15 protein-coding genes are annotated in these 20,226 nt (G+C 61.4%); 12 read left to right on the forward strand and 3 right to left on the reverse strand.

The window, feature by feature from the left end:
* Positions 1-94: 94 nt before the first annotated feature.
* From htpG to BN1128_RS18520, 7 genes are all read left to right on the forward strand, one after another.
* Positions 95-2,008 carry a molecular chaperone HtpG gene (gene htpG / locus BN1128_RS18485; protein ID WP_042871454.1) on the forward strand — a complete coding sequence of 638 codons (1,914 nt, stop codon included), beginning with the start codon at positions 95-97 and terminating at the stop codon, positions 2,006-2,008.
* A 257-nt stretch (positions 2,009-2,265) separates the two neighbouring features.
* Positions 2,266-2,910, forward strand: coding sequence for an adenylate kinase (gene adk, locus BN1128_RS18495; RefSeq protein ID WP_042871458.1), 645 nt, complete (start codon positions 2,266-2,268; stop codon positions 2,908-2,910).
* A 103-nt stretch (positions 2,911-3,013) separates the two neighbouring features.
* Positions 3,014-3,988, forward strand: coding sequence for a ferrochelatase (gene hemH, locus BN1128_RS18500; RefSeq protein WP_042871461.1), 975 nt, complete (start codon positions 3,014-3,016; stop codon positions 3,986-3,988).
* 73 nt (positions 3,989-4,061) lie between these two features.
* On the forward strand, positions 4,062-4,454 hold the full coding sequence (locus tag BN1128_RS18505; protein ID WP_042871883.1) for an MAPEG family protein: 393 nt from the start codon (positions 4,062-4,064) through the stop codon (positions 4,452-4,454).
* Positions 4,455-4,639: 185 nt separating this feature from the next.
* Positions 4,640-5,944, forward strand: a complete 1,305-nt coding sequence (locus BN1128_RS18510; RefSeq protein WP_042871463.1) for an inosine/guanosine kinase — start codon at positions 4,640-4,642, stop codon at positions 5,942-5,944.
* 182 nt (positions 5,945-6,126) lie between these two features.
* Complete coding sequence (locus BN1128_RS18515) at positions 6,127-6,489, forward strand: DUF2750 domain-containing protein (RefSeq protein ID WP_042034251.1); 363 nt, start codon at positions 6,127-6,129, stop codon at positions 6,487-6,489.
* 169 nt (positions 6,490-6,658) lie between these two features.
* Positions 6,659-7,153, forward strand: a complete 495-nt coding sequence (locus BN1128_RS18520) for a hypothetical protein (protein WP_042871466.1) — start codon at positions 6,659-6,661, stop codon at positions 7,151-7,153.
* On the opposite strand, the gene BN1128_RS18525 is transcribed toward BN1128_RS18520, so the two are convergent.
* Positions 7,116-8,756 carry an EAL domain-containing protein gene (locus BN1128_RS18525; RefSeq protein WP_042871468.1) on the reverse strand — a complete coding sequence of 547 codons (1,641 nt, stop codon included), beginning with the start codon at positions 8,754-8,756 and terminating at the stop codon, positions 7,116-7,118. The two genes, BN1128_RS18520 and BN1128_RS18525, sit on opposite strands and share 38 nt — an antisense overlap.
* 187 nt (positions 8,757-8,943) lie before the next feature.
* Here BN1128_RS18525 and glgC point away from each other — a divergent pair, with 187 nt between their 5' ends.
* A complete protein-coding gene (glgC, locus tag BN1128_RS18530) occupies positions 8,944-10,218 on the forward strand; it encodes a glucose-1-phosphate adenylyltransferase (RefSeq protein ID WP_042871470.1) in 1,275 nt (424 codons plus the stop codon).
* A gap of 76 nt (positions 10,219-10,294) precedes the next feature.
* Here glgC and BN1128_RS18535 read toward each other — a convergent pair whose 3' ends face one another.
* Positions 10,295-12,295, reverse strand: coding sequence for a hypothetical protein (locus tag BN1128_RS18535; RefSeq protein ID WP_042871472.1), 2,001 nt, complete (start codon positions 12,293-12,295; stop codon positions 10,295-10,297).
* A gap of 146 nt (positions 12,296-12,441) precedes the next feature.
* Positions 12,442-12,993 carry a lipoprotein gene (locus BN1128_RS18540; RefSeq protein WP_042871474.1) on the reverse strand — a complete coding sequence of 184 codons (552 nt, stop codon included), beginning with the start codon at positions 12,991-12,993 and terminating at the stop codon, positions 12,442-12,444.
* Positions 12,994-13,318: 325 nt separating this feature from the next.
* On the opposite strand from BN1128_RS18540, the gene BN1128_RS18545 reads away from it, so the two are divergent.
* Genes BN1128_RS18545 through amoF form a run of 4 tightly spaced genes read left to right on the forward strand, consistent with a single transcriptional unit; the run spans position 13,319 to position 20,224 of the window.
* Entirely contained in the window at positions 13,319-14,512 is a 1,194-nt protein-coding gene (locus BN1128_RS18545) for an isochorismate synthase (protein WP_042871476.1), read from the forward strand.
* On the forward strand, positions 14,509-16,215 hold the full coding sequence (locus tag BN1128_RS18550) for a (2,3-dihydroxybenzoyl)adenylate synthase (RefSeq protein WP_042871478.1): 1,707 nt from the start codon (positions 14,509-14,511) through the stop codon (positions 16,213-16,215). The genes BN1128_RS18545 and BN1128_RS18550 overlap by 4 nt, the downstream gene beginning before the upstream one ends.
* A gap of 23 nt (positions 16,216-16,238) precedes the next feature.
* Positions 16,239-17,138, forward strand: a complete 900-nt coding sequence (locus BN1128_RS18555; protein WP_042871479.1) for an isochorismatase family protein — start codon at positions 16,239-16,241, stop codon at positions 17,136-17,138.
* Positions 17,135-20,224 carry an amonabactin biosynthesis non-ribosomal peptide synthetase AmoF gene (gene amoF / locus BN1128_RS18560; RefSeq protein WP_042871481.1) on the forward strand — a complete coding sequence of 1,030 codons (3,090 nt, stop codon included), beginning with the start codon at positions 17,135-17,137 and terminating at the stop codon, positions 20,222-20,224. The genes BN1128_RS18555 and amoF overlap by 4 nt, the downstream gene beginning before the upstream one ends.
* Positions 20,225-20,226: the final 2 nt, after the last annotated feature.

Consider the following 20,226-nt stretch of genomic DNA (forward strand, 5'->3'; position numbering starts at 1 on the left):
ACTGCCAAGATATTTTTCCCCCTTGAAATGGGGATCCACGGCCCCATCTTGTATCAGGAATATGTTCAACCCGAATCGCCTGAGGATAGTGTCGATGACCCAAAGCGTTCATGCCGAAACCCACGGGTTTCAGACTGAAGTCAAACAACTGCTGAGCCTGATGGCCCACAGCCTCTACTCCAACAAAGAAGTGTTCCTGCGCGAGCTGATCTCCAACGCCTCCGATGCGGCGGACAAGCTGCGCTTCAAGGCGCTTTCCGATGCCTCTTTGTTCGAAAACGACGGCCAGTTGCGCGTTCGCCTGGTGGTTGATAAAGAGAATCGGACCCTGACCATCTCCGATAACGGTATCGGTATGAGCCGTGATCAGGTGATCGAGCATCTGGGCACCATCGCCAAGTCCGGCACCGCCGAGTTCTTCAAGAACTTGTCAGGTGATCAGGGCCGCGACTCCCAGCTGATCGGTCAGTTTGGGGTGGGTTTCTACTCCGCCTTCATCGTCGCCGACAAGGTGACAGTGGTCTCCCGCGCCGCCGGTACTGCTCCAGAGCAGGGCGTGCAGTGGGAATCGGAAGGTGAAGGCTCTTTCACCGTGGCCGATGTGACCAAGGAAGGCCGTGGTACTGACGTCATCCTGCACCTGCGTGCCGAAGAGGAAGAGTTCCTCGATGACTGGCGTCTGCGCGCCGTGGTTGCCAAGTATTCCGACCACATCAGCGTGCCGGTGGAGATGTTCAAAGAGGGCACCCCGGATCGCGAAGAAGATGGCGAGACCGTCGTCGGTACCCCGGGCGAGTGGGAGCAGGTCAACCGCGCCACCGCACTCTGGACTCGCAATCCGAAAGAGATCAAGGACGAGGAGTATCAGGAGTTCTACAAGCACGTCGCCCACGATTTTGAAGATCCGCTCTTGTGGGGGCATAACCGGGTGGAAGGGGCGCAGGAGTATACCAGCCTGCTCTATGTGCCGGCCCGTGCACCGTTCGATCTCTACAACCGGGATCAGAAACACGGCCTGAAACTCTACGTGCAGCGCGTCTTCATCATGGACGACGCCGAGCAGTTCATGCCGGCCTACCTGCGCTTTGTCAAAGGGGTGCTGGACTCCAACGATCTGCCACTCAACGTCAGCCGTGAAATTCTGCAAGACAACAAGGTGACCGTCTCCCTGCGCAAGGCCTGCTCCAAGCGGGTGCTGACCATGCTGGCCAAACTGGCCAAGGATGACAGCGAGAAATACGCCAAGTTCTGGAGCGAGTTCGGCAACGTGTTAAAAGAAGGCCCGGCCGAGGATTACGCCAACCGCGAAGAGATCGCCAAGCTGCTGCGCTTTGCCAGCACGGCGGGCGAGGGCGAAGCCCAGACCGTCTCTCTCGAGGATTATGTTGGCCGCATGAAGGAAGGCCAGCAGAAGATTTACTACATCACCGCCGACAGCTTCGCCGCAGCCAAGAACAGCCCGCACCTCGAGATCTTCCGCAAGAAGGGCGTCGAAGTGCTGCTGATGTGGGAGCGTGTGGACGAGTGGTTGATGAGCCACCTGTCCGAGTTCGATGGCAAGCAGCTGGTCTCCGTCACCCGTGGCGAGCTGGATCTGGGGGATCTGGAGGACGAAGCGTCCAAGCAGGCGCAGGAGGAGGCTGAAAAAGCCAACGCCGGCCTGGTGGAGCGGGTCAAGACCAGCCTGGGGGAAGCGGTGAAAGAGGTACGTGTCACCCACCGTCTGACCGATTCGCCGTCTTGCATCGTCACCGATAACCACGGCATGAGCACCCAGATGATCAAGCTGATGCGTGCCGCCGGCCAGCCGGTGCCGGAGCAGAAGTACATTCTGGAGCTGAACCCGGAGCACGCTCTGGTGAAGAAACTCGACACCATCGAAGACGAGGCGCTGTTTGGCGAGTGGGTCACCCTGCTGCACGAACAGGCCCAGTTGGCAGAGCAGGGCGGTCTGAATGATCCGGCGAGCTTCGTCTCCCGTATCAACCGTCTGCTACTCCAGGCATGATGTTTGGGCCCACTGCGTGCAGTGGGCTTTTTTTATGTGGCGCTTGCCCGACAAGGAGCAAGCGCCTCTCTTCGTTATTGAGGGGCGCTGCATTTTCACTCATTTTTTCAGGGCAGCGTTGCGGCTTGAGTCGCCTCGCCGCTGCGGGAGCATGGTGAAAAATAAGCCACTCACACGGGGCAAGCTTGTGAAAATGAGCGAAACCGTGTAGTTTTTTGCCTTCTCAAGAATTGAATAACCAATCAATAGGAGCGTGTATGCGCATTGTTCTGTTGGGGGCTCCGGGTGCCGGTAAAGGTACTCAGGCTCAGTTCATCATGGAAAAACACGGTATTCCGCAGATCTCCACCGGCGACATGCTGCGTGCGGCGATCAAGGCGGGCACCGAGCTGGGCCTCAAGGCCAAAGCCGTGATGGACGCAGGTCAGCTCGTCTCTGACGACATCATCATAGGCCTGGTCAAAGAGCGTATCGCCCAACCGGATTGCGCCAACGGCTTCCTGCTGGATGGTTTCCCGCGCACCATTCCCCAGGCGCAAGCCATGAAAGATGCCGGTGTCGTGGTCGACTTCGTGCTGGAATTCGATGTGCCGGACGAAGAGATCGTCAAGCGCATGAGCGGTCGTCGTGTTCACTCCGGCTCTGGCCGTACCTACCACGTGGTGTTCAACCCGCCGAAAGTGGAAGGCAAAGATGACGTGACCGGCGAGGATCTGGTGATCCGTGCCGACGACGAAGAGACCACAGTGCGCAAGCGTCTGGATGTGTACCATCAGCAGACAGCGCCGCTCATCGGTTTCTACGGCAAAGAGGCGGAGGCGGGCAACACCCGTTACGTCAAGATTGACGGCACCCAGCCGGTGGATCTGGTCAGCAAGCAGCTGGCGAGTATCCTGGGCTAAGCCCGACATTGCGAATGAGCAATGGCAATGTGCCAATAGACAAGGGTCCATGCAGGGCCCTTTCTTGCATTCAGATAGAACAACAGAAAGACAGGAAGCAATCGTGACCACAAAAACCGGGATCTTGCTGGTCAATCTGGGGACCCCAGCCGCGCCAACCACGGCTGCCGTCAAGGCCTTTCTCAGCCAGTTTCTGCACGACCCGCGAGTGGTCGACTTGCCTCGCTATCTCTGGTGCCCGCTGCTCCACTTCATCATATTGCCAACCCGCTCCCCCAGGGTGGCCAAGCTTTATCAGCAGGTGTGGACCGAGCAGGGTTCGCCGCTGATGGTGATCAGCAAGCAGCAGCGCGCGGCGCTGGAGCAGGAGCTCAAGCGGGAAGGGGTCGAGGTACCGGTGGAGCTGGCCATGACCTATGGCTCACCCTCCATGGACGATGGCTGGCAGGCGCTCAAGGCCAAGGGAGTCAACCGGGTTATCCTGCTGCCGCTCTATCCGCAATATTCGGTCAGTACCACGGCCTCTGTATTCGATGCCTGGGCCAAGGCGATGAAGAAAGAGCGCAACTTGCCGGTGGTGCGGCTCATTCGTGATTACCATGCCCATCCCGAATACATTCAGGCACTGGCCATGAGCGTACGCCGCCATTGGGAGCAGTACGGTCAGGGCGAGCACCTGCTGATGTCGTTTCACGGCATTCCGGAGCGTTACGAGAACGAAGGCGACCCTTATGGTCACCAGTGTCGTCGTACCGCCGCCCTGCTGGCCGAGGCACTCGGGCTCGAGGCCGGCCAGTGGACAGCCAGCTTCCAGTCCCGCTTTGGCAAGGAGGAGTGGCTCAAACCCTACACAGATGTGACCATCGCCGGTTTGCCGGCAGCGGGCATCAAGCGGCTCGACGTGGTCTGCCCGGCCTTCGCCGCCGACTGCCTCGAAACCCTGGAAGAGATCGAAGTGCAGAACCGGGAGATCTTCATGGACGCCGGTGGCGAGCAGTTTGAATACATACCTGCACTCAACAGCGATCAGGCCCACATCCGCATGATGGTCTCCCTCATCTGCCGCGAGCTGGCATGATGAGCACATTGCCCGCAGCGCAAGCTGACCTGGTTTTTTCCGCGTTCAAGATTCAAGGATAAGGAGTGTCATGATGATGCATATCACGCTGATTTACGCCGGCCTGCTGGGGCTCTTGTTTCTGCTGCTCTCTTTCTGGGTGGTCAAGCGCCGCGCCCAGTTCAAGGTGATGATAGGGGAAGGGGAGGTGCCCGAGATGCGCTCCGCGATCCGTGCCCACGGCAACTTCGCCGAGTACGTGCCGCTGACCCTGTTGTTGATGGCCCTGTGTGAACTGGCGGGGGTCGGTGCGCTCTGGCTGCACCTCGGCGGCCTTTGCCTGCTGGTGGGGCGTATCCTGCACGCCATCGGTATCCAGATCCCCAAGGCCCCCAACATGCCAAGGCTGTTTGGTACCCTGTTGTTCTGGCTGGCACTGGGGCTTTTCTCCGTGCTGGCCCTGGTACAGGGGCTCTCGTTCGGCTGATTTCCTCATCGTTGCCGACTGAAAAACCACCTCCCTGCAAGGTGGTTTTTTTATGGGAGCGGGATAAACGTTTTCCTCTGCAGCCCTTGTCTATACTGACGCCATATTTTAATCAGGCGACTTTTCGGCGCGGCGGATTGTGTTAAAATCCCGCCCCTCTTTCCCCCAGAGCACAGAACATTGCCATGAAATTTCCCGGTCAGCGCAAGTCCAAACACTACTTCCCGGTCGACAGGCGTGATCCCCTGATCCCGCAAAACCCCTTGCTTACCGAACTTGGCAAAGCCTATGTGGTGGGAATCGATCAGACTCTGGTGGACATCGAAGCCCATGTGGATGATGACTTCCTGAACCGTTATGGCCTGAGCAAGGGCCACTCGGTGGTGATCAGTGACGACGTGGCCGAACGGGTCTACGAAGAGCTCAAGACCAACAACATGGTGGTAAGTGAGTTTGCCGGTGGCACCATAGGCAACACCATGCACAACTACTCAGTGCTGGCGGATTCCCACTCCATCCTGCTCGGCGTCATGAGCCAGGACATCCGCATCGGCAGCTACGCCTACCGCTATCTGTGCAATACCTCTTCCCGTGTCAACCTTGACTACCTGCAGCCGGTCAACGGCCCGGTCGGTCGCTGCTTCACCTTCATCACCGAGTGTGGCGAGCGCAGCTTTGGCATCAACGCCGGCAAGATGAACCAGCTGGATGTGCACCATGTGCCGGAAGAAGTGATCAAGGGAGCTTCCGCCCTGGTAATCACCGCCTATCTGGTACGCGGTGACGATGGCGATCCCATGAAAGAGGCCGCCATGGCCGCCGTGCGTTACGCTCGCGAGGCCGGTGTGCCCGTGGTACTGACTCTGGGTACCCGCTTCGTCATTGCCGACAATCCCCAGTGGTGGCGTGACTTCATCGCCGAGAACGTGACTGTGCTGGCGATGAATGAAGATGAGGCCGAGGCCCTGACCGGCATCGCCGATCCCCTCGGCGCCGCCGACAAGGCGCTGGACTGGGCCGACATGGTGCTCTGTACCGCCGGCCCCATCGGCCTCTATATGGCGAGCTACACGGAGGAAGACTACAAGCGCGAGACCACCCATACCCTGCTGCCCGGTGTCATCCCCGAGTTCAACATGTATGAGTTCAGCCGTCCCATGGCCCGCGCCAAGTGCCGCAAGCCTGCCCGCATCTACTCCCACATTTCCCCTTACATGGGTGGCCCGGAGAAGATCAAGAACACCAACGGGGCAGGGGATGGCGCGCTTTCTGCCGTGCTGCACGACATGGTGGCCAACGCCTATCACCGCATGAATGTGCCTAACTCCGCCAAGCACATGTCCGAGTTCCTGACCTACTCTTCCCTGGCCCAGGTGTGCAAGTACGCCAACCGGGTCAGCTATGAGGTGCTGGCCCAGAGCAGCCCGCGCCTCTCCCGCGGTCTGCCCGAGAAGGAAGACAGCCTGGAAGAGGTTTACTGGGAGCGTTGATCCCGGCCATGGCGAACGCCTCCTTCGGGAGGCGTTTTATCAGGCAAAACACGGCATTGGGCAGTTTTTTGTGCGAATAACCCCAAGACGCTTGAGTCCATGTCACTTTTGCGACACCATTTGGCCACCGCATTGCCACTCGGCACTGCCGTGGCCGCAGCACCCGATAAAGAGAGAGCCCCATGAGTAAGTTAACTGACAATCTTGACGCCAATTTCCAACTGTTCATCGAAGAAGTCCGCGAGTCGGGTCAGGTGTGGGGCTTGCGTTACGGTGAAGACTGGGTCGTCTGCCGCTCTGCCGAATTTGAAGATGCCGATGTGATGCCGCTCTGGTCCGCCGAGGTAGATGCCCGCCTGCATTGCGTAGACGAGTGGGCCGACTACGAGCCGGAAGTGATCGAGCTGGAAGAGTTCCTCGACATCTGGATCAACGATCTGGACGAGGACGATGTGCTGATCGGCCCGAACTGGAATGCCGATCTGGAAGGCCAGGAGCTCGAACCCATAGAGCTGGCCAAGGCACTGGTCGAACTGGACGCCTGAACCGTTCTGCATTGATGGCCACGGTCATCGGATGCCTGAAGAACCGATATCCGCGAGGATGTCGGTTTTTTTATGGCCAGCTTGCAGAATACTGAATGAAAAGGCGATTTGGCTTTGCACCTGTGGGGGGGATGGTCCATCATCAACCTTTTGCCGAGCGGGAGGAGCCATGTTTGTATTCGACGTAACCGGCATTGCAGGGGAGCGCGCCGAGATCCGGGTCCAGGCGTTGGACTGGGGGCAGACAGGCCCAGTCACCTTCAGCTGTGATGACGATCAACTGGCCGTGCTGCTGTTGACCGAGTGCCGCTGCGATGCGGTGGGTTTCTTCAATCTGCTGGCGGGCAGCAAGCCGCTTTATCTCGAACAGTGGCTCGCCTATCTGCAGGAGACAGGCCGCATCGCCAAACAGAGCAGCCAGCTGGAGAGCCCGGCCCAGAGCGACTACCTCGCCAGAGCCGGCTTCGAGCACGAAGAGCTCAATGCCCTGCTGGGCCAGATCTATCAGGTGGCGGGTTTCAACCGCCTGCAGATCAACCGCTACCTCAAGAATCGCCACAATCCCACCACCCTGGCGACCCGTTACGATCAGAAGGAGCTGGAACGTTATCGCCAGCTCAACGACATCATTCTGACCCTGCTGAAGTTGAAGCGTTCTCAGTAAACAGGCCAAGCTGGCTGATATCCGGCCGCAACTGCCGGGGCTTGGCGATGAGATAGCCCTGCAACCCGTCCACATACATGCCTTGCAGCAGCTGTTTCTGGCCAAGCTGCTCCACTCCCTCCGCTATCACCTGGCAGCCCATGCGATGTGATACGTCCACGATCATCCGCACGAACTGCTGATTGGTCAGATCCTGCTCCAGCCCTGTGATCAGGGCGGGATCCAGCTTGATGTAGTCGGGTTTGAGCTCGCGAAACAGGTTGAACGACCCTATCCCCTTGCCGAAGTTGCAGATGGCGGAGCGACTGCCGTTGCGCCTGAGCAGCTCGAACACCCGCTTGGCCCCCGTCATGTTGCGCTCCAGATGCTCTTCATCCAGCTCGAACACCAGGTTGGCGCTGGTGTTGGGATCCTTGAGCAATTGCCGGTCGAGCCAGATCAGAAAGGCGCTGTTTTGCAACAGGTTGCTGGAGAGGTTGATGCCCCAGCGACTCTGGTTGGATCCAAATGCCCGGTACTGGCGCATGACGTGGATGACCAGCATCTGCTCCAGCCGCATCACCATGTCCAGCCGCTGGGCCATGGCAAACAGGGTGTCGGTCGGCAATACAGTGCCGTCGGCGCCGCAGAAGCGGGTGTAGATCTCGTTGTAGGCCAGCATGCTGCGGTGCATGGGCTGGATCGGCTGATAGGTAAAGCTGATGCGCTCCTGCTCCAGCAGATCATCGAGCACCTGCTTCCAATGGCGCTGGCCCTGCAACTCCACCATGTCATCGTCCTGTTGAATAGCCCAGCCGTTGACCGTTTCTGTCTGGGCGCGGGCCAGCGCCAGATCCGCCCGCGCCAGAATTGCCTCTATCTTCTGCCCGCTACTCAGGCGCGTCAGCCCCGAGTAGGCGGCGCTCTCCAGCTCGTGCTGCTGCTGATAGTGATCGAAGGCGATTTTCAGATCCCGGCCGAGCAGGGGGGGCGGTATGTTGGCCACCGGCTGCACCAGCACGGCGAAGTCGGCTCCCGAGATGCGATAGACCTGATGACCCGGGAAGCGGCTGACCACCCGGGTGATGAGATTGGCGATATCCTTGATATAGGCATCCCCCGACTGGAAGCCGCGCTGGGCATTGAGCTTGCCAAGTTCGGTGGCGCGGATCAGCACCAGGGTGGCGGTCTGGGTATCCTGATCCCGCTGCAGCAGCTCCGTCATGTCGCGCCGAAACGCGTGGCGGTTCTGCAACTGGGTCAGCTCATCCTGGGTCGCCTGATTGTGCAGCTCGCTGATCTGACGGTGGGCATCTAGCTCGGCTTCATTGAACCTGGTCAGCAGTTGTTGCAATGCCTCCTGGGCTGCCGGGCTCTCCAGACAGGCGGGATCGCGCAGTCGCAGCGCCTTTAGCCAGACTTGTTCCTGCTGTTCACGCTCGGCGTTGCGGGCACGATAGGCCAGCATGAGCAGCAGGCCAAAGCCGAGCAGGGTCGTGCCGACTATGAGGATCAGGGTGAAGGGGGTTGCCTGTACGACGAGCCAGATGCCTTGTAACAACAGCAGAGGAGCACAGGTGACGGCTGCGATCAGTAACAGGTTACTCCCGAGCTTGTTCAACATCTTCTCATCCTTGATGATGCGTGTGATGTTGAAATTCTAACCAAGCTCGGGATGTAAAGCATGGGATCCCGCTCAACTCCTGGAAAAGGGCCAATTGAAATCGGTTAAATGTGAGTGAAACCACTTTCATGGGGACTTAAAAAGGCGAAGATGGGTTGAAAATAGATCAAACAAGGCAGAGGTAATTATGTTGTTAGAACCCGTAAATACTGCCAAAGCACGGCAACTATTGAATCAGAGTATGGCCTTGGTGCTCGCGGGGGGACGGGGCAGCCGCTTGAAGCAGTTGACAGACAACCGCGCCAAGCCAGCCGTCCATTTCGGCGGCAAGTTCCGCATCATCGACTTCGTGCTCTCCAACTGCATCAACTCGGGCATTCGCCGGGTGGGGGTCGTGACCCAGTACAAGTCCCACAGTCTGTTGCGCCACCTGCAATCGGGCTGGTCCTTCCTGCGCTACCAGATGAACGAATTCATCGACCTGCTGCCCGCTCAGCAACGGGTGGACGAGGTGCACTGGTATCGCGGCACCGCCGATGCCATCTATCAGAACGTCGACATCATTCGCGACTACGGCCCCAAATACATAGTGGTGCTGGCGGGTGATCACATCTACAAGATGGATTACGCCGCCATGCTGCTCGATCACGTGCGCCTCGGTGCCAAGGTGACAGTGGCCTGTATCGAGGTGCCGCGCGCCGAGGCCTCTGCCTTCGGGGTCATGGACATAGACGAGCAGCGCAAGATCCGCGCCTTCGTCGAAAAACCGGCCAACCCGCCGGCCATGCCGGGCCATGAGGACAGATCCCTGGCCTCCATGGGCATCTACATCTTCGAGGCGGAGTACCTCTATCAGCTGCTGGAAGAGGACATCAACAATCTGGAGTCCAAGCACGACTTCGGCATGGACGTGATCCCGCGCATCGTGGGAGAGGGCAAGGCCTTTGCCCACCCCTTCACCATGTCCTGTGTCGGTGCCAAGGAGGGGCAGAAACCCTACTGGCGCGATGTGGGGACCCTGGATTCGTTCTGGGAAGCCAACATGGATCTCGCCTCCGTGGTGCCCGAGCTCGACATCTATGACGAGAACTGGCCCATCTGGACCAGCCAGACCATGACGCCGCCCGCCAAGTTCGTGCAGGACAGAAACGGTCAGCACGGCATGACCATCAACTCCATGTTCGCGGGGGGATCGATCGTCAGCGGCTCTTTCGTGCTCAACTCTGTGCTGTTTACCCATGTGCGGGTGCACTCTTTCTGCACTCTGGATCAGGCCATCATATTTCCCGGGGTCGAGATTGGTGCCGGTTGCCGCCTGCGCCGGGTGGTGGTGGACAAGGGCTGCGTGCTGCCCGATGGACTGGTGGTGGGGGAGAACGCGGACGAGGATAGCCGTCGCTTCTATCGCTCCGAGCAGGGAATCGTGCTGGTGACCAAGGAGATGCTGGCCAAACTGGGTTGACGCCCCGCCATATTTGCCAGACGCCGCAAACAAGAAGGGAGCCGACATGGCTCCCTTTGTTCATTCAGTAGCTGATTTATTTCTCGCTGACAATGGCCTTGGCTGCCATCACCATGGCGGTGCCATGCTTGCCTCCGGCGGCGGTGACTTGCGGCACGCCGTCTTCGTCCGTATCGCCGCCGGCTCCTTCGATGACGTTTTCACCGGAGTCGCCGATCCACTCGGCCATCTGCATGCCGCCGTTGACTGTGCCACGGAACCAGCTCACGTAGCGCTGGGTCAGTTGGGCCAGCTCCAGCGCGGGGGCCTTCTCTGTCCCTTCGTTGCGCAGGTTCAGCATTGCGGAACGCAGGGCACCGGAGATGGCGGCCTGGGTCCAGGGGGTGTATTCGCCCTGTTTGGCCGCGAGCCAGGTGCCGGCCTTGGCATTGAAGTAGGCCTTGTCGGTGGCGATGAACAGCTCGCGCGCGGCAGTGCGGTACTTGGCATCCGAGGTGGCCAGGAAGGCGGCCGTCAGACCCCGCACGGCGGCAAATTGCGCTTCTATGGATTGACCGGCATCGAGCTTGCCACCCAGGGTCAAACCGTCATGCACCAGACCGTTCTTGCCCTTGAGCTTGCCGAGGATGAAGTCAGCCTGCTGGCGAATGAGCACCAGCGCCTGCTGGCCTTGTGCGGTTTTCAGGTTCAGCTCGCCGTTGTCACCGGCGGCGTAGCCAACCGGCAGTGCATCCTGGGCACGCTGGAAGATCTGCAGGGCGACCAGGGCGTAAGCGGCGTCGAAGGTAGTAACGTGCTTGCCCTGTTTGCCAGCCTGCCAGCTGTCGACCAAGGTGCCGGCCTTGGGCTCGAAGTGCAGGGCGTTGAGGTTCTTGAACACCATGCCGGAGAGGTTCAGGGCCAGGGAGAAGGCGTCGTCGCCGACCACCTGCTTGGCGCTCTGACTTTGGGTGTTGGCGGCCGGGGCTGCGGCAAACGGGGCACCGTCAAACACTGCGTGGAAGGCCGGGTTCTGGTTGGTGTTGGCCGTGCGTTGATCGCTGAAGGCGTAGAATTCGGAGAGCGGCCACAGCATCATCCAGGCATCGCGCAGCTGGGCTGAGCCATCCACCACCTCGAGCTTGCCGATGGCGCCCACGTCATTCTTGCTGGTTTCGGTCACTTTCACCTGATGGGGGAAGTAGACGATACCCTTGGACGGATCGTATTGCGGTGTGATGTTGGCGCCAAGCTGTTTGCCATCGAAGCCGAGCTGGCCCTGCATGATGGTCAGCTTGTCGATGGACTGCTCGGTCAGCATCATGCCGTTGAAGCCGTCGGCGGCAGAGACGCCGAGCTTGTGCTTGCCGTCCTGATCCATGGTGGCGGACGCGGCTTCCACCTCTTCATCGCTCTCGGCCACGTGCATGCCGCCGAGGAAGTCCTGGGACCACATCACCTCTTTGAGCAGTATGCCGCCCACGGCTGCCGGGTTCAGCAGGTTGTCGGCACCGCTCCAGCGCAAGGTGGTGTAGTCACGAAAATAGGCCGGTATCTGGGTCTTGACGGTTTTCTCTGTGCCCTTGGCGGTCTTGATGGTGATCTGATCGCCGTTGACCGGGGTGGTATTCACCGCTTGCGCAAACTCCGGATTGGCGGAGGCGTAGGGCAGGGAGAGGGGATACATGCCCTGTGGCACTTCATCGGCCGGGAAGCCGACGGCCTCGGCCATGGCCAGCACCCGCTTGCCAAGATCGGCCAGGGTGCCGCCGCGGGCCAGGTTTTGCGGCCCGTTCACCATATGGGGGCCCATGCCGGACTGATAGTTCAGCGCGTACATGGCCTCTTCGGAGTATTCATAGGATTCGATGCCGGCGGCGAAGTCGAACGGGGTCGGCTCATCGGCGCGGTTGGCATCCAGCACATCCAGATCCAGTCCCAGCGCTTCGGCCAGCGGCTCGCCGGAGAGCTCGAATTCGGTATAGGCCAGCATGTTGGCGGCGGTGTTGAATGTCTTGTCTTCCACCTTGACGGCAGCCTGTGCGGCGCCACTGAGCAGTGCGCAGGCGATCGCCTGTACCAGTACGGTTTTTCTCATGTCCCTTCTCACCATATGTTTGATTTTATTATGACGCTTCTCATGAATCTAAATGAGAATGGTGTGCATTATGAGACAAAGGGGGGAGCTTGAGAAGAAAAAACCGCGCCCCAGGGGTTGAAGAGAAGAGGGGCGCGGCCTGAGGGTCACAGCAGCTTGAAGGGGATGACCAGTCGACCCGGCTCCACCTTGAGTGCCTCTATCTTGTCTTTGATCCTGGCTTCGTTTTTGCGACTGCCATCCAGCCGGTAGACGGGGGTCTGGGAGAAGAACAAGGAGAGGGACTGGTTGAAGGTGGAGAGCAGGGGAGTGAGGGCTGCACCCACGTCGGCTGGCTCCGTTTTGACCGAGACGAGCTCCAGATCGCGCAGATAGATGGCACCCTGTTCGGCCACATAGTCGGGGCGGGCGCTGAGGGAGAAGCGGATCTTCATCTGCTGGCTGCCAAGGGGGCTGCTGACCTGCAGATCACCGGCAGCATCCAGCTCGATCCGATCGGCGCGGCTGCGGCCGATGCGGCTCTGCATCTCGTCCAGGCGGATCTTGCTCGACATGATGCCGGGGATCCCCAGCTGTTTCTCGAAGGCGACCCTCTCTTTGAGGTATTGGTTGATTTCGCCTTCGCTGACGTTGTACTGGGTGAGCGAACAGGCTGCCAGCAGCAGGCTGAGGGGGAGCAGAAGCAGGTGCTTTAACATCGACAGTTCCGTGAGTTGAGAGAAGTGACCAAAAAGATGGCGCCATCTTAGGGGGAAATGCCCCTGGCTGCCAGTCTGGGCACGCAGCTCCCATTTTTGTCGCAGCCTCATATGGGGTGTGGGCTGCGTCTTCATACGAGTAACCCCTTGGGTGCCAAGCATGGCAGGCCGCCAGTGGCGTGGCTTGCCCTATACCCACAGATAAGTTCCAGTTTTATCGATATAAAAATCCCATTGACCGGGTGATTTCAAAGCGAGTATTTTACCGCCGCACAAATACAAATTGATAATCATTATCATTTTGAATCATGTTTGAGGGTGTAACGTGGATACTCTTGTGATGGAAAATAGCGCGCCTGCCCAGGCTGCGTCCCCGCCCGATTTCTTGTTTACCTCAGGTCAGGGCACGATCAGTGCCTATGACCTGGGCAAGCCTATCACCACCCCCGCCTGTGAATGGCCCTTGCTGGAGCGACAGATTGCCCGGGCGCTGGCGGCGGCCGAGGCCGCAGGGCAAGCCAATCCGCTGCTGATCGGAGCCTTCGCCTTCGATCCGGCCGAAGCCTCCTGCCTCTATGTGCCTGGTCGCTATGAACGGGGCGTACGCATGGCCTCCGAGCCGATGACGTTTGCAGCCAAAGCCGCCCTGGCCAGCGCACCTGCGAGCAACCAGGTCATCTCGGTGCAGAGCACGCCGGCGGCGGCCGAATTTAAAGCCTCGGTCAGCTCGGCGCTGGATGCGTTTGCACAAGGTCGTCTCTCCAAGGTGGTGCTGTCGCGCAAGCTATCGCTCACGCTGCACAAGCCAGCCGATCCCGAGCAGGTGCTGGCCCGGCTGATGAGCCAGAATCCCCATGCCTTCCACTTCTCCCTGCCGCTCGGGCAAGAGCGCCGCCTGCTTGGTGCCAGCCCCGAGCTGCTGCTGCGGGTCAGCGGGGGAGAGGTGTTCACTCACCCGCTGGCGGGCTCTGCCAAGCGCGGTAACGAGCCCGAACAGGACAAACGGGTGGCCCGGGATCTGCTGGCCTCCCATAAGGATCAGCATGAACACCGCCTGGTGATCGACGAGATCCGCCGGGTGCTGACCCCCCACTGTCGCGAGCTGGCCATTCCCGCCAATCCTACCCTGATGAGCACGGATACCCTCTGGCATCTGGGCACGCCCATCGCCGGTCAGCTGCATGCGGGGCAGGCTTCTGTGCTCTCCCTGGCTTGCCAGCTGCATCCGACCCCGGCCCTGTGCGGTTATCCCACCGAGCTGGCGCGCCAGTTCATCCGCGAGCAGGAACCCTTCCGGCGTGCCCTGTTCAGCGGCATCGTCGGCTGGTGTGACAGCCAGGGCAATGGCGAGTGGGCCGTGGTGATCCGCTGCGGCGTGCTCGATGGTCATCAGGTGGAGCTGTTTGCCGGCGCCGGCATAGTAGCAGGCTCGGATCCCGCCATGGAGTGGGCCGAGACCGGCACCAAGCTGGGTACCATGCTCAACGCTCTTGGTCTGGATCTGGAGGTGGCGCAATGACTCAGGCTAACCGCTTTCTGCCTTACACCCGCTGGCCAGCAGCGCTGGCCGAGTCGTACCGAGCCAAGGGCTATTGGTGCGGCGAGCCGCTGACCGCCATGCTGGATCGCCAGTGCGAAGTGGCGCCGGATGCCATGCTGGATCGCCAGTGCGAAGTGGCGCCGGATGCCACCGCCATCCTCTGCGGCGAACGCAGTTTCAGTTATCGCGAGCTGGACGCTGCCTCGAGCCGACTGGCCGGGCGCTTGGCCCTTCACGGCCTGGGTGTGGGGGATACCGCTCTGGTGCAACTGCCCAATGTGGCCGAATTCTATCTGGTGTTCTTCGCCCTGCTCAAAGCGGGCATAGCGCCGGTCAACGCACTCTTTAGCCACAACCGGCTGGAGCTGGCCTCTTACGCCGAGCAAATCCGGCCCCGCCTCTTTATCGGCTCGCTCGCCCATCCGCTGTTTGCAAGCGGGGATCGCCACAGTGATCTGCTGCGAGGCATAGGCGCTGAGCTGGTACTGCTCGATGGTGAGAGCGGGGAACTGGGGCTGGGTCATTGGCTGAGTGAGCTGGCCAAGAGCGAGGGATTGGCCGTCCCCGCCTATGGCCCGAGTCCGGCGGACGAGGTGGCCTTCTTCCAGCTCTCCGGCGGCAGTACCGGCACTCCCAAACTCATACCCCGCACCCACGACGACTACCTCTACAGCGTGCGCAGAAGCAATGAAATTTGTGAGCTGGGGCCCCACACCCGTTATCTGTGCGCCCTGCCTGCCCCCCACAACTTCCCCCTGAGCTCCCCTGGGGCGCTCGGTGTGTTCGAGGCGGGCGGCGCCGTGGTGCTGGCGCCGGATCCCGGCCCCATGAGCTGCTTCCCGCTGATAGCCCGCCACCAGGTCAATCTCACCTCTCTTGTGCCGCCGGCGGTTTCACTCTGGCTACAGGCCGCCGAATCTGACCCGTCCGTCCGCAGTCAGCTCGCGAGCCTCGACTTGCTGCAGGTGGGCGGCGCCAAGCTGGCCGAAGCGGTGGCCAGAAAGATCACCCCGCTGCTCGGCTGCCGGCTGCAACAGGTGTTCGGCATGGCGGAGGGGCTGGTCAACTACACCCGGCTCTCTGACCCCGACGAGAAGATCATTCACACCCAGGGCCGCCCCATGAGCCCGGATGACGAGGTGCGCATTCTGGACGAGGCGGGCAAGCCGGTCGTCCCGGGCCAGCCCGGCGCCCTGCACACCCGTGGTCCCTACACCTTCTGCGGTTACTACAAGAGCCAGGCCCACAACGCCCGAGTGTTCGATGCCGAGGGCTTCTACTGCTCCGGCGATCTGGTGGTGCAGGATGCCGATGGCTACCTCACTGTCGTGGGGCGGCTAAAGGATCAGATTAATCGGGGCGGCGAGAAAATCGCGGCGGAAGAGGTGGAGAACCAGCTGCTGCACCACCCGGCCATCACCCAGGCGGCCCTGGTCTCCATGCCCGACAGCGCCATGGGGGAGAAGAGCTGCGCCTTCATCGTCAGCACGGATCCCGGGTTGAAGCCGCTGGCCTTGCGCAAGTTTCTGCGTGAGCGCGGCGTGGCGGACTTCAAGCTGCCCGACCGTTTCGAAACTCTGGATGCCCTGCCCATGACGGCGGTGGGCAAGATTGACAAGCAGGGGCTGCGAGCGCGCATCGCGCAAGTCATCGCCGCCAACCAGCCCCTGACAACAGCTTAAAACTAAAAAGGAATCATGACGTTATGGCTATCCCAACCCTGAACAACTACGCCATGCCCAGCCAGTGGAAGGCCAACAAGGTCAACTGGACCCTGAACCCCAAGCGCGCCGCCCTGCTGATCCACGACATGCAGGAGTACTTCACCGCGTTTTATGGTGAGAACAGCCCGCTGATCGCCGCGCTTATTGAACAGCTGGTGGCCGTGCGCAAGCAGTGCAAGGCCCTCGGCATTCCGGTCTTCTACACGGCCCAGCCCAAGGATCAATCCCCCGAAGATCGCGCCTTGCTCAACGACATGTGGGGCCCAGGTCTGAACAAGAGTCCCGAGCTGCAACAGGTGGTGGCAGGGCTGCGCCCGGAGCGTGATGACACAGTGCTGGTCAAGTGGCGCTACAGCGCCTTCCAGCGCTCCGAACTCGAACAGATGCTCAAAGACCTGGGGCGGGATCAGCTCATCATAGGCGGCATCTACGGCCATATTGGCTGCATGATGACCGCCTGTGACGCCTTCATGCGCGACATCCAGCCCTTCTTCCTGGCAGACGGGATAGCGGACTTCTCCCTGGCCGATCACCAGATGGCGCTCGACTACGTGGCGACCCGCTGCGGCAAGGTGATCCCCTGCGAGGAGGTGCTGGCGCTTGCACCAGCTTCCGTCCAGACCCATCCGTTGCTGACGTATGAGGGACTCAAAGCGCGGCTGCTGAGCCATATCGATGAGGACGAAGGGGAGTTTGACCCGGACGAGAACCTCATCGACTACGGCCTGGATTCGGTGCGCATCATGTCTCTGCTCACCGAGTGGCGCGCCGCCGGGGTGGAGCTCGGCTTCGTGGACTTGGCCAAGCTGCCGACTCTCAATGGCTGGTGGCGTTTGATCGAGGCCAAGCTGGCAGCACAGGCGCTGGAGGTGACGCCATGAGCCGCTTCCCTCTGTCCATACCCCAGCAGGGGCTCTGGTCCGGTCATCTGCTCAACGACGACAAAGCCATGTTCAACACCGCTGAGTGTATCGCCTTTGATGGCAAGGTCGACGCGGCCGTGCTGGTGGCCGCGATCACCCGGGCTGTGGGTGAGTGCGAGGCGCTCAAGGGCCACTTCGAAGCCGATGGGGAGGCGGTCTGCTTCGTCTCGGACGAGGCGCCACTCGCCTATGGCGAGGTGAACCTTGAAAGCGATGACGAGGCTGCTGCCCGCACCTGGGCATGGGCCGATCTGCGCCGCCCGTTCAAACTGACCGAGGAGGCTCCCTGCCGCTTCGCTTTGCTGCGTGGCCCCGGCCGGGATTACCTCTACAGCTGCGTGCACCACATAGCGCTGGACGGCTTTGGCACCACCTTGCTGTTCCAGCGTATCGCCGAGCTTTATGGCGAAGGGCTGGCAGGGGCTGTGCCGTCGCCATCGCCGTTTGGCCTGCTGGATGAGGTACTGGCCGAAGAGTTGGCCCGTGAGGAGAGCGGCAAGAACGCCGCCGCCCGCAGCTTCTGGCAGGAGCAATTGCAGGCCTGGCCCGAGGTGAAGTCCTTTGGCGAGACCCGCGCCCCCATTGCCGCCGAATTTATCCGCGAGAGCCGTCCGCTGCCCGCGGCGCTGTGGCAATCCCTGACCGGCTTTGCCGACGAGCACAAGCTGGGTTGGCCCGATCTGCTGCTGGCCGGCCTCTCGGCCCAGCTCTCCCTTGCCAGTGGCCAGCAACAAACTTTGCTTGGCCTGATGATGATGAACCGCATCGGGTCTGCCTCCCTGACAGTGCCCTGCATGCAGATGAACATCACCCCGTTGGCGCTGGCGCTCGGTGAAGAACTGGATCTGGCGGGGGCGGCCGGCGCCGTGGCCAAGGCCAAGCGCGGCGTGCGCAAGCACCAGCACTACCGCTACGAACTGCTGCGCCGCGACCTTGGCCTGGTGGGGGGCGACAAGCGATTGTTCGGCCCCCTGGTCAACATCATGCCGTTCGATCACGCCCGCCGTTTCGGGCCGCTCAGTGCCCATATCCTCAACATCAGCGCCGGGCCTGTGGAGGATCTCACCATAGAGGTGCAGGTTGGCGCGGATGGCCAGCCCAGACTGGATCTGGACGCCAACCCCGGCTGTTACCAGCAGCAAGATCTGGCGACCATCGCCGATACCCTGTTCTCCCTGCTGGCCCGCTGGCTGGCCCAGCCCGCCCAGACCCTGGGGTCCCTCAAGGCCGATTGGCTGGCCGAGCAGCGGCTGGGAGCCATGATCACGGCTCCGGCTCACGAAGTGATCAAGGTGCGCCCGGTGCTGGACGCGCTCTGCCACTTCGCCGCCCAGACCCCGCACAAGATTGCCCTGATGCAGGGGGAGGCGAGCGTCAGCTACGAGGAGCTGCTGGCCCGCTGCGAGCAGATGGCAGCGGCCCTGCAGGCGTCCGGCGTGCAACCCGGGGACAGGGTCGGCGTCATGCTGGCCCGCTCTCCCCAGGCCATCTTCGCCCAGCTGGCGGTGCTGCTGGCGGGCGCCGTCTACGTGCCCCTCGACCCCGAGCAGCCGCTGGAGCGCCAGGGCCATATACTGCGCCTTGGCGAGGTCAAGACCCTGATCACCCAGGCCGAGTATCGTCACAAGCTGGCCAGCCTGTTTGAGGGGCGCACTCTCTTGGCCGGGGATCTGGTGAGCGACAACCGCTTAAACCAGCCAGCCGCCGGCCGCGCCGTCGCCTACCTGATGTTCACCTCGGGCTCGACCGGTCTGCCCAAGGGGGTGGCGGTCAGTCATGGGGCGCTGGATCACTTCGCCGCGGCCGCCCGCTGCCGCTATCACCTGAACGAGGGCGCGCGGATGCTGCAATTTGCCCCCTTCAATTTCGACGCCAGCATAGAGGAGGTGTTCGCCACCCTGAGCGCCGGTGCCACCCTGGTGCTGCGCACCGACGCCCTGCTCGAATCCATGGCCGCCTTTGCGGCCGGGGTAGAGCAGATGGAAATCACCCACCTCGATCTGCCCACCGCGTTCTGGAACGAGTGGGTGGTGGCACTGACGGCGGGCCAGGCCCACATTCCGGCCTCCCTTGCCACCGTCATCATAGGCGGCGAGGCTGTCTACCCCGAGCAACTGGCCCAGTGGCAGCGCCAAGGTCGCCATGACGTGCGCCTGTTCAACACCTACGGCCCCACCGAGACCACTGTGGTGGTCACTACCCAGGAGCTGCAGCAGGAAGACCCGAACCAGGCCCAGCTGCCCATAGGTCTGCCGCTGCCCGGCATGCAGGCGCTCATTCTGGGGGCAGGGGAACAGCCTGCCAGCGAGGGGGAGCTGGTGCTGCTCGGCCCACAGCTTGCCAACGGCTATGTGGGTGGCGTGCAGGGGAGCTTTGAGACCCTTCGGGTGGGTGAGCAGGCGCTGCCCGTCTATCGCACAGGCGATCGGGTGCGGCTGGCGGCCGGCCGGCTGGTCTATCTGGGCCGGCGCGACAACGAATTCAAGATCAGCGGCTATCGCATCCAGCCCGGCGAGGTGGAGGCTCAACTGCTGGCCCTGCCCGGGGTGGACGAGGCCTGCGTGCAGGGGGTGAGCATCGGCAGCGTACGCCGGTTGGTGGCTTTCGTGGCGGGGCCGGAGCGCGACAGCCGCGTCATCAAGGCGCAGCTCGCCAAGGTGCTGCCCGCCGCCATGATCCCCACCGACTATCGCCACTATGACCAGCTGCCCCGCACCGGCTCCAACAAGCTGGATCGCAAGGCCCTGCTGGCTCAGTACCAGTCCACGGATGAGGCACTGACCCTCGGCAGTGAAACCGAGAACCGGGTCGGCGCCATCTGGCAGCAGATCCTGGGGCTGGCCACCATGGCGCCGGCGGACAACTTCTTCGAGCTGGGGGGGCAGTCCCTGCAGACCATACAGATAGTGAACCGGCTCGGTGCCGAGTTCGGGGTGCAGGTCAAGGTATCCGATGTGTTCGACCACCCCCGTCTGGACGACTTCTGCCGCTTCCTCGACGGCAAGCTGACCGAGGATGAAGAGAGCGTGGAGATGGTGTGGTGATG

The organism is Aeromonas piscicola (assembly GCF_000820005.1).
GTDB lineage: Bacteria > Pseudomonadota > Gammaproteobacteria > Enterobacterales > Aeromonadaceae > Aeromonas > Aeromonas piscicola.

What these genes read in the sequence shown, in the direction of transcription:
- htpG (WP_042871454.1), top strand. Translation starts at nt 95, where the DNA reads ATGACCCAAAGCGTTCATGCCGAAACCCACGGGTTTCAGACTGAAGTC.
- adk (WP_042871458.1), top strand. Translation starts at nt 2,266, where the DNA reads ATGCGCATTGTTCTGTTGGGGGCTCCGGGTGCCGGTAAAGGTACTCAG.
- BN1128_RS18505 (WP_042871883.1), top strand. Translation starts at nt 4,062, where the DNA reads ATGATGCATATCACGCTGATTTACGCCGGCCTGCTGGGGCTCTTGTTT.
- BN1128_RS18510 (WP_042871463.1), top strand. Translation starts at nt 4,640, where the DNA reads ATGAAATTTCCCGGTCAGCGCAAGTCCAAACACTACTTCCCGGTCGAC.
- BN1128_RS18515 (WP_042034251.1), top strand. Translation starts at nt 6,127, where the DNA reads ATGAGTAAGTTAACTGACAATCTTGACGCCAATTTCCAACTGTTCATC.
- BN1128_RS18520 (WP_042871466.1), top strand. Translation starts at nt 6,659, where the DNA reads ATGTTTGTATTCGACGTAACCGGCATTGCAGGGGAGCGCGCCGAGATC.
- BN1128_RS18525 (WP_042871468.1), bottom strand. Translation starts at nt 8,756, where the DNA reads ATGTTGAACAAGCTCGGGAGTAACCTGTTACTGATCGCAGCCGTCACC.
- glgC (WP_042871470.1), top strand. Translation starts at nt 8,944, where the DNA reads ATGTTGTTAGAACCCGTAAATACTGCCAAAGCACGGCAACTATTGAAT.
- BN1128_RS18535 (WP_042871472.1), bottom strand. Translation starts at nt 12,295, where the DNA reads ATGAGAAAAACCGTACTGGTACAGGCGATCGCCTGCGCACTGCTCAGT.
- BN1128_RS18540 (WP_042871474.1), bottom strand. Translation starts at nt 12,993, where the DNA reads ATGTTAAAGCACCTGCTTCTGCTCCCCCTCAGCCTGCTGCTGGCAGCC.
- BN1128_RS18550 (WP_042871478.1), top strand. Translation starts at nt 14,509, where the DNA reads ATGACTCAGGCTAACCGCTTTCTGCCTTACACCCGCTGGCCAGCAGCG.
- BN1128_RS18555 (WP_042871479.1), top strand. Translation starts at nt 16,239, where the DNA reads ATGGCTATCCCAACCCTGAACAACTACGCCATGCCCAGCCAGTGGAAG.
- amoF (WP_042871481.1), top strand. Translation starts at nt 17,135, where the DNA reads ATGAGCCGCTTCCCTCTGTCCATACCCCAGCAGGGGCTCTGGTCCGGT.